Raw genomic sequence first — 13,497 nt, 5'->3', positions numbered from 1 at the left:
CGACACCAGGAGACATCCCATGCAAAAATCCCTACTTTATCTTTCCCTATTCTGCGCCACTAACGCAATGGCAACATGGCAACACCCGCAATTTAATACGCTGTCCGATAGTGCTGAAAAACAACTCTTTCAAGGGCAGGCAACATTAGATAAAGGCACTTACCCTTTGCAATTTCAAACGGATAATCAATGTTTCCAACCGCAAAGTGCCGTCAAACTGAATCAAACGGTTTCTCTAGAATCTTGTCATGGTGACGCTCCTCAGTTACGCATTTTCCGCAACGGCAATTATCTCGCTCAAATCGACACGCGTAGCGGAACACCGACATTACGCATTAGCATAGAACAACAACCTGAATCGGAGACCGTGGCAAAAACCTGTCCGAAATGGGATAAAAAGCCATTGGAAATCGATGTCAGCCAGACTTTTTCTAACGGCGATACCGTGTGTGATGCTTACTCGGGCAAAAGTGCGGTGGTGAAAAATGGTAAAGTCACGTTCACACCGGATCCTCTTGCCGGTGGTTTGCTTTTATTGGAAAAAAGTGCGGTTAAAAAAACAAGCGTTTTTAACTGGAAAAATGCGACCGTCTATTTTGTATTAACCGACCGCTTTTATAACGGCAATCCGCAAAATGATAACAGCTACGGACGTCACAAAGACGGCATGCAAGAAATCGGTACATTCCACGGCGGAGATTTACAAGGCTTAACGAAAAAATTAGATTATCTGCAACAGCTAGGAATCAACGTGTTGTGGATAAGCTCTCCGTTAGAACAAATGCACGGCTGGGTCGGTGGCGGTGAAAAAGGTGATTTTCCGCATTACGGATACCACGGCTACTATCACCAAGATTGGACGAAAATCGATGAAAACATGGGCTCGGAATACGATCTCAAAACGCTAATCGATCAGGCGCATAAACGCGGCATAAAAGTGATTTTTGATGTCGTTATGAATCACACGGGCTATGCTACTCTCGCCGACATGCAAGAATTTGGGTTCGGCTCGCTTTATCTGAAACCGGAAGAAATTAACGCTGTTCTCAGTGAAAAATGGACAAATTGGATACCGAAACAAGGTCAAAACTGGCACAGTTTTAACGATTATATTAACTTCGGCGACAAAACCGGTTGGACAACATGGAGGGGAAAAGATTGGGTGCGTTCCGACATCGGCGATTACGACAGTCCAAAATTTGACGACCTGAAAATGACCCTCGCTTCCCTACCCGATTTAAAAACCGAAAGCGAAAGTGCGGTCGATTTACCGCCTATTTTTCAGCACAAACACACCAACGCCAAGCCATTACCAAATGCCAAGGTGCGTGATTATTTAATCGGCTGGCTATCCGATTGGGTGCGTAAATATGGCGTGGACGGTTTCCGCGTGGACACAGCCAAACATGTAGAAAAATCAACTTGGTTACAATTAAAACAATCTGCACAAGTTGCATTGCGCCAATGGCAAGAAGAACACCCGCACGAAACTCAGGGCGACGACTTTTGGATGACAGGTGAAGCGTGGGGACACGGCGTATTAAAAAGCGATTATTATCAAAATGGCTTTGACGCCATGATCAATTTCGATTTTCAAGATCAAGCGAAGAACGCTCTCGACTGTTTTGCCCAAATGGATGAGGTGTATCAAGACATGAATAGTAAGTTGAGCGATTTCAATGTACTCAGTTATCTTTCCTCTCATGACACACGTTTGTTTTTCCACTCTGACAGCGAGAACAATGTCGCCAAACAAAAAACTGCCGCCAGCTTACTGCTACTCGCTCCGGGCGCCGTGCAAATTTACTATGGCGATGAAAGCGGTCGAGCCTTCGGCCCAACAGGTTCCGACCCAATACAAGGCACCCGCTCCGACATGAATTGGCAAGAACTTACCAACAACGCCGAAAAACAAGCACTTCTCACCCACTGGCAAAAACTTGCCCACTTCCGCCAAGCACACCCTGCCATCGGCGCAGGTAAACAAACCACCGTGAAAACGGAGAAATACTACGCCTTTAGCCGTGAATTGGATAACGATAAGGTGGTAGTAATTTGGGCGGGAGAATAAGGTTGTTGGTATAAAGTGCGGTCATTTTTCCGTGCGTTTTTCATTATCATTTCTTTTTCTTTGGCTCAACCAATCAAACAACGCAAAAATCCAAAAAACTAACAAGCAAAGACAGCCCAACGGTAAGGTGGCTAAAGCAAACCACCCTAGGGTGCTCGCAGAACTATTTGCTTCGTTTAATGCGCTCAAAGGGATGCCATGTTGTAACGCTTCAAAATATGCCCAAATGAGCATTACAATAAAAGGAGAAAAGGCAAAAAGCACAATAGCAATGCTAATAAAAATAAATTGTTTAAGACGCATAAAAGAATTTCTCTACCAAATCATTTTTGCCGACCGATTATAGCTATAAAAAAGCCTTCCCGTTTGGGAAGGCTTTATTTTTAATCAAGCAAATTATTTTTTCTTCGCTTTTGGATTTGGTAAGTCGGTGACCGAACCTTCAAACACTTCGGCAGCTAAACCGACGGATTCGTGTAAGGTTGGGTGAGCGTGGATGGTTAATGCAATGTCTTCTGCATCACAACCCATTTCGATGGCTAAACCGATTTCGCCTAACAATTCACCTGCGTTGGTACCAACAATAGCGCCACCTAACACACGGTGAGAGTCTTTATCGAAAATCAATTTGGTCATACCGTCTGCACAGTCGGAAGCAATTGCACGACCGGATGCGGCCCATGGGAAAGTTGCCACTTCGTAGTTCAAACCTTCGGCTTTACATTCTTTTTCGGTTTTACCGACCCAAGCCACTTCAGGCTCCGTATAAGCGATGGATGGAATCACTTTCGGATCGAAATAGTGTTTTTTGCCTGCGATAACTTCAGCGGCAACATGGCCTTCATGTACCCCTTTATGCGCTAACATCGGTTGACCCACGATATCGCCGATAGCGAAAATATGGGAGACGTTGGTACGCATTTGTTTGTCGGTACGAATAAAACCGCGTTCATCAACGTTTACGCCGGCTTTTTCAGCATCGAGCAATTTACCGTTCGGCGTACGACCAATCGCAACCAATACGGCGTCATAACGTTTAGTGATATTGCCTGCTTTACCTTCCATAGAAACATGGATGCCGTCATCTTTGGCTTCAACTGCAGTCACTTTGGTTTCGAGCATTAAATTGAATTTTTGCTCAATACGTTTAGTGAAGATTTTAACGATATCTTTGTCTGCAGCCGGGATAACTTGATCGAACATTTCAACCACATCAACGTTTGAACCAAGGGCTTGATAAACCGTCCCCATTTCCAAACCGATAATACCGCCGCCCATGATCAACAATTCTTTCGGTACTTCACGTAACGCAAGCGCATCGGTAGAATCCCAAACGCGCGGATCGTGGTGTGGAATGAACGGCAATTCGATTGGACGGGAGCCCGCCGCAATAATCGCATTATCAAATTTCACGTTAGTGACATTACCGTCTTTGTCGGTCACTGCTAAAGTGTGGGAATCGGCAAATTTCGCTTCGCCTTGCACCACTTGAACTTTACGCATTTTTGCCATACCGGCTAACCCGCCGGTTAAACGGGAAACCACGCCTTCTTTACCGGCACGGATTTTATCTAAATCAATTTTTGGCTCAGAAAATACTACGCCATGATGTTCAACGTGTTTGGCTTCTTCAATGATTTTCGCAACGTGTAATAACGCTTTAGATGGAATACAACCAACGTTTAAGCACACACCGCCTAAGGTGGAATAACGTTCAACAATCACGGTTTCTAAACCTAAGTCGGCACAACGGAACGCTGCCGAATAACCTGCGGGGCCTGCACCAAGTACAACAACTTGGGTTTTAACTTCTTTACTCATTTTTACCTCGTAAAAACGTTTAAAAAACTAACCGCACTTTGCGATTAGGATAAATTAGAAAAACGCCCCTCAGTTGAGAGGCGTTGCAGATTACATAACTAAACGACGTAAATCAGCCAATACGGAACCGATGTAGCTAATGAAACGTGCGCCATCCGCACCGTCAATGACTCGGTGGTCGAATGACAAGGAAATCGGAAGGATTAAGCGCGGTGCAAAATCTTTACCGTTCCATACTGGTTCCATTGAAGATTTGGATACACCTAAAATCGCCACTTCAGGCGCATTCACGATTGGCGCAAAGTGCGTTGTGCCCAAACCACCGATACTGGAGATGGTGAAACAACCGCCTTGCATATCGGATGCCGTTAATTTACCGTCACGGGCTTTCTTAGAAACTTCTGCCAATTCACGGGAAAGCTCGATAATACCTTTTTTGTTGACATCTTTAAATACAGGAACAACCAAACCGTTTGGTGTATCCACCGCAACGCCGATGTTGATGTATTTTTTCAAGATTAAGCGTTGTGCATCTTCGGTAATTGAACTGTTGAAACGTGGGAACGCTTCTAACGCTTTGGCAACGGCTTTCATAATGAATACAACCGGCGTGATTTTCACACCAAGTTTTTGTTTTTCGGCCAAAGCATTTTGTTCTTTACGGAAGGCTTCTAAATCTGTGATATCCGCTTTGTCGAAGTGGGTAACATGAGGAATCATGACCCAGTTACGATGTAAGTTCGCACCGGAGATTTTGTTAATACGGCTTAATTCAACTTCTTCAATTTCACCAAACTTGCTGAAGTCCACTTTTGGCCATGGTAACAAGCCTAAGCCTGCGCCATTCGCAGCGCCTGTAGCAGAAGCCGCACCGCTTTCTAACGCTTTCACAGCAGCTTTCACATAAGCCTGAACGTCTTCTTTTAAGATACGACCTTTACGACCGGTACCTTTCACTTTATCAAGATTTACGCCAAACTCGCGGGCAAGACGACGAATAACCGGTGTTGCATGAGCGTAGCTTTTCGCACCGGTAACATCGGCATCGGAAGCGGTTGCTGCCGGTGCAGAAGGTGCTACAGCCGGCGTAGCTGTCGGTGCAGGTGCCGCGGCTTGTGGTGCCGGTGCCGCAACCGGTGCGCTACCGGCAACTTCAAAGCGCATAATTAATGTACCGGTTGAGACTTTATCACCGGATTTTACTAAAATTTCTTTCACCACACCGGCAAAAGGAGCAGGCACTTCCATAGAAGCTTTGTCGCCTTCTACGGTAATTAAGGATTGCTCTTCCGTAATGGTATCACCAACTTTCACCATGATTTCGGTGACATTCACCTCATCGCCGCCGATGTCCGGGATATTCACATCTTTCACGCCACCTGCGACCGGAGCGGCTGGCGCAGCTACCGGTGCTGACGCAGTAGGTGCGGCAGCCGGTGCGCTACCGGCAACTTCAAAGCGCATGATTAATGTACCAGTGGAAACTTTATCGCCGGCTTTGATGATAATTTCTTTTACGATACCTGCAACAGGAGCAGGTACTTCCATAGAGGCTTTGTCGCCTTCTACGTTAATGATGGATTGATCAACTTCAACGCGGTCACCAACTTTTACCATAACATCAGTAACATTAACTTCGTCACCACCGATATCCGGTACGTTGACATCAATAACTTGGGCGGTAGCAGGTGCTGCGGTTGGCGCAGGAGCGGCTGCAGATGCTTGAGCCGGTGCAGCATCAGCGCTGTCTAACACGAGCATCGGTGTACCGGTAGTGACTTTATCGCCTACTTTCACTAAAATTTCTTTTACCACGCCCGCTTCAGGTGCCGGAACTTCCATGGAAGCCTTGTCGCCTTCTACGTTAATGATGGATTGATCCGCAGTAATAGTTTCTCCAACTTTCACCATGACTTCGGTTACGGTAACTTCATCACTACCAATATCCGGAATTTGAATTTGTTTAGCCATTTGTTTTTTTACCTTTAAAAATACTTGTAAAACTAACCGCACTTTGAGGTTTTAGCACGTAAGTGCGGTCGTTTTTTTCGTTATTTCTTATGCGTATAACGGATTTAATCTTTCAGGATTGAAACCGTATTTCGCGATTGCTTCGGCAACAACTTTCTTATCAACAGTGCCTTCTTGCGCCAACACATGTAATGCAGCAACAACAACATGGTGTGCATCAACTTCGAAGTGATCGCGTAAGTTTGCACGACTGTCGGAACGTCCGAAACCGTCAGTACCTAACACATGATAGTGTTTAGACGGAACATAAGCGCGGATTTGCTCTGCGAAAAGTTTCATGTAGTCGGTTGCCGCAACAGTAGGCTTGTCTTTCATGACTTGAGCAACGTATGGTACACGTGGTGTTTCGGTTGGATGTAACATATTCCAACGAACAGCATCATCACCTTCACGCGCTGCTTCAGTTAAAGAAGGTGCGCTATACACATCGGAACTAATACCATAGTCGTTAGCCAAGATTTGAGCCGCTTCACGCACATGACGCAAGATCGCACCGGAACCGAGCAATTGTACTTCGCCTTTATCCTTTCCTTGTACGCTTTCAAATTTATAAAGACCTTTACGGATACCTTCTTCCGCACCTGCAGGCATTGCAGGTTGGTCATAAATTTCGTTTAAGGTGGTGATGTAATAGAACACATCTTCTTGTTTTTCACCATACATACGATTAATACCGTCTTGCATAATAACGGCAACTTCAAAAGCAAACGCTGGGTCGTAAGACACACAGTTCGGGATAGTTAAGGATTGAATATGGCTGTGACCATCTTCGTGTTGTAACCCTTCACCGTTCAATGTTGTACGACCTGATGTACCACCGATCATGAAGCCGCGCGCCAATTGGTCACCGGCCGCCCACATTAAGTCACCAACACGTTGGAAACCGAACATGGAGTAATAGATGAAGAATGGAATCATCGGTACATTGCTAATGGAATAAGACGTTGCCGCCGCTAACCAAGAAGAGGTTGCACCTAATTCGTTGATACCTTCTTGCAACACTTGACCGTCTTTCGCTTCACGATAGTAAGCTACTAAATCACGGTCGGATGGCACATAGTTTTGACCATGTGGGTTGTAAATACCGATTTGACGGAATAAACCCTCCATACCGAAAGTACGCGCTTCGTCCGCTACGATTGGAACAATGTGTTTGCCCACTTCTTTGTCTTTTAATAGGGTGTTTAAGAAACGAACGAACGCCATTGTGGTAGAAATCGGACGCGGTTGCGCCTCTAACAATGCAGAGAATTCGGAAAGTTCAGGTGCTTTGAAATCCACGCTGAATTTTGGTTGACGTGCCGGCACATAACCTTGTAATGCTTTACGGTGTTCGTGCAAGTATTTGTACTCTTCGGAACCTTCCGGGAACGTAACATAAGGTAATTTTTCCAAATCTTCGTCTTTCACCGGAATGTGGAAGTAGTCGCGGTAAGCTCTAATGCTGTCCACAGACATTTTTTTAGATTGGTGTGCGGTATTTTTACTTTCCGCTTCAGCAATTTTATAGCCTTTCACGGAGTGAACTAAAATTACAACCGGTTTACCTGCTGTTTGCGCTTTCTTGAATGCAGCGAAAACTTTTAATGGGTCATGACCACCACGTTGTAATGACCAAATCTCATCATCGGTCATGTCGGCAACTAATGCTGCAGTTTCAGGATAACGACCGAAGAAATGTTCACGTACGTAAGCGCCGTCTTTAGATTTGAATGTTAAGTAGTCACCATCAACCACTTCCATCATTAATTGAGTCAATTTACCTGTAGTATCTTTAGCGAATAATTTATCCCAACGACTACCCCACATCACTTTAATCACTTCCCAACCGGCACCAACGAACAAGCTTTCTAATTCTTGAACGATTTTGCCGTTACCGTTTACCGGGCCGTCTAAGCGTTGTAAGTTACAAGAAATAACAAAAATTAAGTTATCTAAATGTTCGCGGGCGGCAAAAGTCAACGCACCTTTAGACTCGATTTCATCCATTTCACCATCGCCCAAGAACGCATATACTTTTTGGTCTGAGGTGTCTTTTAAGCCACGATTTTCTAAGTATTTCAAGAAACGGGCTTGATAAATGGCGTTTACAGGGCCTAACCCCATAGAAACGGTAGAGAATTGCCAGAAATCAGGCATTAATTTCGGATGAGGATAAGAAGACAGGCCGTGGCCGTGGGCTTCTTGACGGAAATTGTTTAATTGATCTTCGGTTAAACGTCCTTCTACAAATGCACGCGCATAAATCCCCGGCGCCGCATGGCCTTGGAAATAAACTAAATCACCGCCGTTTTTCTCAGTTGCTGCCTTGAAGAAATGGTTGAAGCCAACTTCATACATCGTTGCTGCTGATTGGAAAGTAGATAAGTGACCACCTAAATCAAGGTCTTTTTTCTGGGCACGTAATACCATCATTACCGCATTCCAACGAACATAAGAACGGATACGTCGTTCAATTTCCAAATTTCCCGGATAAGCCGGTTGCTCGGAAACCGGAATAGTATTCACATAATCGGTTGTGATTCCACTTGGTAAAGAAACACCGCCAGCACGAGCTTGTTGCATAACTTGATCAATAATAAACTGAGCGCGCTCAATACCTTCCTCACGAATTAACGAATCAATTGATGCCAACCAATCGTTAGTTTCGATCGGATCTACGTCATTTTTTAACAATTCTGACATAGTTTTTTCCTTATTTTATTAAGTTAGAAGTACGTTTAACCCTACTTTTTGGTAGCAATTAAACAACGAATTAATAACTAAAAACGATTCAATTTGTAAAAATTTTGCCGCCTTACTGTATAAAAAATGCGCATTACAAATTTTTAACAAATAATGTAAATCTTATTAGATTTTTTGAAAAAATGGTAGTGATTTTTCGCTCTACGCCTGAAAATATCCCATTCGAGCTATATTTTACACATGACAAATTTACCTCTATTTTGAAAACGTACAAAAATCCACCGCACTTAATATGATCGCCCAATTTTGGCTTTTGATAATTCTCTTAATCGGAATAAAATATTGCATATTTAAAGGATTTAACCTACCATTGCACTCAACTATTTTACGTTGGAGAAAAAAATGCAAAACGAACTGATTTGTTACAAAAAAATGCCGATTTGGACCAAAGACAGCTTACCAAAAATGTTTCAAGAAAAGCACAACACTAAAGTTGGCACTTGGGGAAAAATTACCGTTTTAAAAGGTCAACTCAAATTTTATGTGTTAACAGAAGATGGCGATATTGTTAGCGAACATGTTTTCACTCCAAATGAAGACACTCCTTTTGTTGAACCTCAACTCTGGCATCGAGTGGAAGCCCTTTCCGATGATTTAGAATGTTTCCTCGAATTTTATTGTACGAAAGAAGATTATTTCAGCAAAAAATACAACATGACCGCTACCCATGGTGATGTAGTTAATGCGGCTAAAATCATTAAGCCTTGTAAAGTATTGGATTTAGGCTGCGGACAAGGCCGTAACTCACTCTATTTGAGTTTGTTAGGTTATGACGTTACCTCTTGGGATCACAATGAAAACAGCCTCATGTTTTTAAACGAAACCAAAGAGAAAGAAAATCTGAAAATTCAGACCGCACTTTACAATATCAACGATGCCAACATTCAAGAAAACTACGATTTTATTGTTTCTACCGTGGTCTTCATGTTCCTCGATCGTACCCGCGTACCGGCAATCCTTGAGAATATGCAAAGCCACACCAATTCGGGTGGTTATAATTTAATCGTAGCCGCTATGTCCACGCCGGAAGTACCTTGCCCATTGCCGTTCTCTTTTACCTTCGCTGAAAACGAATTAAAAGAATACTACAAAGACTGGGAATTCTTGGAATACAACGAAAATATGGGCGAATTACACAAAACTGATGAAAACGGTAATCGTATTAAAATGAAATTTGTGACAATGTTAGCAAGAAAGAAATAATTTGCTGATTTAGAAAAGAAAAAGACCGCACTTTGTGATATAAAGTGCGGTCTTTTTTATTGTGTTTTCTAACTATTCTTCAATAGAACGCAATAATTCGTTGATACCGACTTTTCCTAAAGTTTTAGCATCTACTTTTTTCACGATAACAGCACAGTAAAGGCTGTATTTACCGCATTTTGACGGAAGACTGCCGGAGACCACAACGGAACCCGCCGGTACGCGACCATAGAACACTTCACCGGTTTCACGATCGTAAATTTTGGTGGATTGACCAATAAATACGCCCATGGAGATTACACAACCATCTTCAACGATAACACCTTCCACCACTTCAGAACGGGCACCGATAAAGCAGTTGTCACCGATAATGGTTGGGTTGGCTTGTAATGGTTCTAACACGCCACCGATACCCACACCACCGGATAAATGTACGTTTTTACCGATTTGAGCGCAGGAACCTACGGTCGCCCAAGTATCCACCATAGTACCTTCGCCCACATATGCGCCGATGTTGACGTAAGACGGCATTAATACCGCATTTTTAGCAATGTATGCCCCTTTACGTACGGTAGCAGATGGCACCACACGGAAACCTTCTTGTTGGAAACGTTCTTCCGTGTAATCGGCAAATTTTAAGGCGACTTTGTCGTAGTATTTCGTTTCTGCGCCATCAATGATTTGATTCTCATTGATACGGAAAGATAACAAGACCGCTTTTTTTAACCATTGGTGAGTCACCCATTCGCCGTCAATTTTTTCGGCTACGCGGTATTTGCCGCTATCTAAGCCTTCAATGACTTCTTCAATAGCTGCACGGGTTTGCGCATCAACTGTTTTTGGTGTAATTTCTGCGCGTTTTTCAAACGCATTTGCAATGATTTGTTGTAAATTTGACATTTTTCTTCCTATATCAATGTGAGTTAAATGAGGGTTATAAGACGTCTAATTTGATGTTATCAAATAATTTTTTTACTGCATTATTGTCATGCATACGCTCTGCTCTTTCCACGTTTTCACGGGTTAAGTGCGGTGAAAAATAATTGATAAAATCATACATATAATTACGCAAAAATGCGCTGTGTTTAAACGCGATTTGCGTCATACTGGCGCGGAATAAATGATCCGCTTTCAGTGCTACCAAATCTGTGTCCGCCGGCGTGTGTGCCATAGAGGCCATAATACCCACACCTAAACCTAAACGAACGTAGGTTTTAATGACGTCCGCATCAGTGGCGGTAAAGACAATGTTCGGTAAAATACCCGCGCTGTTAAAGGCATAGTCCAAGTCGGATACGCCGGTGAAACCGAAAGTATAAGTCACCAACGGATATTTACCCAATTCTTCAATGGTTAAATTTTCACATTTAGCTAATGGGTGATCGGGTTTCACAATAACGGAACGATTCCATAAATAACAAGGCAACAATACCACGCCGTCAAATAAATACTGCGCTTCGGTCGTGATCGCCAAATCCACTTCACCGGATAATAGCGCATCATAAATTTGTGTAGGTGAACCTTGGTGAATATGCAGGCTTACATCCGGATAACGCTTGGAGAAACGTTCTACTACCGAGGGCAACATATAACGGGCTTGCGTATTTGTCGTAGCAATGCGTAATACGCCATGATCCGGTTTAGTATATTCATCGGCAACGGAACGAATCCCTTGCATTTTCACCATTAACTCACGGGAAATAGCGACAATTTTTTTACCGGCAGGCGTCAACCCTTTCATGTGTTTGCCGTTGCGATCAAAAATTTCCAAGCCCAGTTCATTTTCCAATAAACGAACCTGTTTACTAATGCCCGGTTGTGAAGTAAATAGCGCATTTGCCGCTTCCGTGACATTAAAATTTTGATTCACAATCTCAACCACATAGCGAAGTTGCTGAAATTTCATAAGTTCCTCTTGTAATAAATACGGCTATTTTTTATAACGTTTGCTTAATTCCGAATAGCGTTTGACCGCTTTACGAATCTGTCCGGCTTTTGGTTTACGACGTTGTTTATTCACGTCTAATTTTGTTTCTGTTTCCGGTGCCAAGCCCACTAAATCACGCAAATAATTCACTTCATCTAACGACATTTCCTGCCAACCGCCACGAGGCAATGTTTTCATTAGTTTAATATTGCCGTAACGAATACGAATTAAGCGACTTACTTGAATACCTTGTGATTCCCATAAACGACGCACTTCACGGTTGCGTCCTTCCATTAAGGTGACATCAAACCATTGATTCATGCCAACACCACCGCCGAATTTAATGTCTTTAAAATTCGCCGGCCCATCCTCTAACTGCACGCCTTTTTTTAAGCGATTTAACATCGCATCATCCACTTGTCCGAAGACGCGCACGGAATATTCACGTTCCACTTCACGGCTTGGGTGCATTAAGCGATTTGCCAGTTCACCGTCAGTCGTAAATAACAATAAACCCGAGGTGTTAATATCCAAACGCCCAACGGCAATCCAACGGGCGCCGGTTAAGCGAGGTAAACGATCAAACACCGTAGCGCGACCTTCAGGATCGTGGCGGGTACAAAGCTCCCCTTCCGGTTTGTAATACATCAATACCCGACACACTTCTTTTTGCGCTTGAGTGAGGTTAATAAGATTGCCGTCAATCCGCACTTTCACGCCTGAATGTACGTTAATGCGATCACCTAATGTAGCGATTTTACCATCCACGCTTACTCGATTCTCTGCAATGATCGCCTCAATTTCACGGCGGGAGCCTTGTCCGGCACGGGCTAAAACTTTTTGTAATTTTTCGCCCTCTACCGCAACGGATTTATTGTCAGGTTTATTGACGGATTGACGGGGTTTTACTCCCGTATTTTTTTCTTTATTGGCTGAAAAGTGCGGTCGATTTGGCGTGCGTTTTTGTGTTGTGGGTTTCATAAATCCTCATTGTCGCTTTCCCAAGCGTCTGTTGTCGATTAAATAAATGGTGTAGTTGGTCCGCTACCTTCACGTAAAATTACCGGCGTATCATCGGTTAAATCCACCACCGTAGTGGGTTCTTGCCCTAAATAACCGCCATGAATAATTAAGTCCACCTGACGTTCCAAACGATCGCGAATCTCTTCAGGATCCGATTGGGTAATATGTTCTTCATTCGGTAACATCAAGGAACAGGACAAAATCGGCTCGCCTAAGGCTTTCAGTAAATCTAGGGCGATCTGATTATCCGGCACACGAATGCCGATGGTTTTGCGTTTTGACGTCATTAAACGGCGCGGCAATTCTTTCGTTGCCGTTAAAATAAAGGTGTAACGGCCAGGTGTGTTATTTTTAATTAAACGATACGCGGAATTGGTCACCAAAGAATAATTGGACAATTCCGATAAATCGCTACACACCAACGTAAAATTATGACCTTCCGGAAGTTGGCGAATTTGCACGATACGATCCATGGCATGCTTATCGCCTATCATACATCCCAAGGCGTAACCCGAATCGGTTGGATACACAATGACCCCACCGTTACGCAGAATTTCGACTGCCTGATTAATTAATCGGGCTTGTGGATTTTCCGGATGGATATAAAAAAATTGACTCATATGCTTCACTCCCCGAGTAAATGAGGGGGCTATTATATCAGTTTAAAATAACGCGA

General features: G+C 43.5%; 10 protein-coding genes. 2 read left to right on the top strand and 8 right to left on the bottom strand.

Annotated elements, in window-relative coordinates; genetic code table 11:
* Positions 1–19 precede the first annotated feature (19 nt).
* Positions 20–2,071, top strand: coding sequence for an alpha-amylase (locus tag DK428_RS00115; protein WP_109089991.1), 2,052 nt, complete (start codon positions 20–22; stop codon positions 2,069–2,071).
* A 21-nt stretch (positions 2,072–2,092) separates the two neighbouring features.
* Here DK428_RS00115 and DK428_RS00110 read toward each other — a convergent pair whose 3' ends face one another.
* The 4 genes from DK428_RS00110 to aceE form a co-directional block, all read right to left on the bottom strand.
* Entirely contained in the window at positions 2,093–2,374 is a 282-nt protein-coding gene (locus DK428_RS00110) for a hypothetical protein (protein ID WP_109063945.1), read from the bottom strand.
* 93 nt (positions 2,375–2,467) lie between these two features.
* On the bottom strand, positions 2,468–3,892 hold the full coding sequence (gene lpdA, locus DK428_RS00105; protein WP_103005329.1) for a dihydrolipoyl dehydrogenase: 1,425 nt from the start codon (positions 3,890–3,892) through the stop codon (positions 2,468–2,470).
* 90 nt (positions 3,893–3,982) lie between these two features.
* A complete protein-coding gene (gene aceF / locus DK428_RS00100; protein ID WP_109063944.1) occupies positions 3,983–5,863 on the bottom strand; it encodes a pyruvate dehydrogenase complex dihydrolipoyllysine-residue acetyltransferase in 1,881 nt (626 codons plus the stop codon).
* A gap of 87 nt (positions 5,864–5,950) precedes the next feature.
* Positions 5,951–8,608 carry a pyruvate dehydrogenase (acetyl-transferring), homodimeric type gene (gene aceE / locus DK428_RS00095; protein WP_109063943.1) on the bottom strand — a complete coding sequence of 886 codons (2,658 nt, stop codon included), beginning with the start codon at positions 8,606–8,608 and terminating at the stop codon, positions 5,951–5,953.
* Positions 8,609–9,010: 402 nt separating this feature from the next.
* Here aceE and tehB point away from each other — a divergent pair, with 402 nt between their 5' ends.
* A complete protein-coding gene (gene tehB, locus DK428_RS00090) occupies positions 9,011–9,871 on the top strand; it encodes an SAM-dependent methyltransferase TehB (protein WP_050693580.1) in 861 nt (286 codons plus the stop codon).
* A 72-nt stretch (positions 9,872–9,943) separates the two neighbouring features.
* On the opposite strand, the gene dapD is transcribed toward tehB, so the two are convergent.
* From dapD to DK428_RS00070, 4 genes are read right to left on the bottom strand one after another with little or no spacing between them, the layout of a single operon-like run.
* Positions 9,944–10,771: a 2,3,4,5-tetrahydropyridine-2,6-dicarboxylate N-succinyltransferase gene (gene dapD / locus DK428_RS00085; protein WP_109063942.1), complete on the bottom strand. Its 828-nt coding sequence runs from the start codon at positions 10,769–10,771 to the stop codon at positions 9,944–9,946.
* A gap of 34 nt (positions 10,772–10,805) precedes the next feature.
* Positions 10,806–11,777, bottom strand: coding sequence for an HTH-type transcriptional regulator CysB (cysB, locus tag DK428_RS00080; RefSeq protein ID WP_050693578.1), 972 nt, complete (start codon positions 11,775–11,777; stop codon positions 10,806–10,808).
* 24 nt (positions 11,778–11,801) lie between these two features.
* On the bottom strand, positions 11,802–12,779 hold the full coding sequence (gene rluB, locus DK428_RS00075) for a 23S rRNA pseudouridine(2605) synthase RluB (protein WP_109063940.1): 978 nt from the start codon (positions 12,777–12,779) through the stop codon (positions 11,802–11,804).
* Between the two features lie 38 nt (positions 12,780–12,817).
* Complete coding sequence (locus DK428_RS00070) at positions 12,818–13,441, bottom strand: L-threonylcarbamoyladenylate synthase (protein ID WP_109063939.1); 624 nt, start codon at positions 13,439–13,441, stop codon at positions 12,818–12,820.
* Positions 13,442–13,497 lie beyond the last annotated feature (56 nt).

It is taken from the genome of Aggregatibacter kilianii (assembly GCF_003130255.1).
Lineage (GTDB): Bacteria > Pseudomonadota > Gammaproteobacteria > Enterobacterales > Pasteurellaceae > Aggregatibacter > Aggregatibacter kilianii.
This window is presented reverse-complemented; position numbering and strand designations above follow the sequence as displayed.

Bases quoted from the DNA above. Each gene is read 5' to 3' on its own strand.
- DK428_RS00070 (WP_109063939.1), bottom strand. From the start codon at position 13,441: ATGAGTCAATTTTTTTATATCCATCCGGAAAATCCACAAGCCCGATTA.
- lpdA (WP_103005329.1), bottom strand. From the start codon at position 3,892: ATGAGTAAAGAAGTTAAAACCCAAGTTGTTGTACTTGGTGCAGGCCCC.
- aceE (WP_109063943.1), bottom strand. From the start codon at position 8,608: ATGTCAGAATTGTTAAAAAATGACGTAGATCCGATCGAAACTAACGAT.
- aceF (WP_109063944.1), bottom strand. From the start codon at position 5,863: ATGGCTAAACAAATTCAAATTCCGGATATTGGTAGTGATGAAGTTACC.
- cysB (WP_050693578.1), bottom strand. From the start codon at position 11,777: ATGAAATTTCAGCAACTTCGCTATGTGGTTGAGATTGTGAATCAAAAT.
- tehB (WP_050693580.1), top strand. From the start codon at position 9,011: ATGCAAAACGAACTGATTTGTTACAAAAAAATGCCGATTTGGACCAAA.
- DK428_RS00115 (WP_109089991.1), top strand. From the start codon at position 20: ATGCAAAAATCCCTACTTTATCTTTCCCTATTCTGCGCCACTAACGCA.
- dapD (WP_109063942.1), bottom strand. From the start codon at position 10,771: ATGTCAAATTTACAACAAATCATTGCAAATGCGTTTGAAAAACGCGCA.
- rluB (WP_109063940.1), bottom strand. From the start codon at position 12,779: ATGAAACCCACAACACAAAAACGCACGCCAAATCGACCGCACTTTTCA.
- DK428_RS00110 (WP_109063945.1), bottom strand. From the start codon at position 2,374: ATGCGTCTTAAACAATTTATTTTTATTAGCATTGCTATTGTGCTTTTT.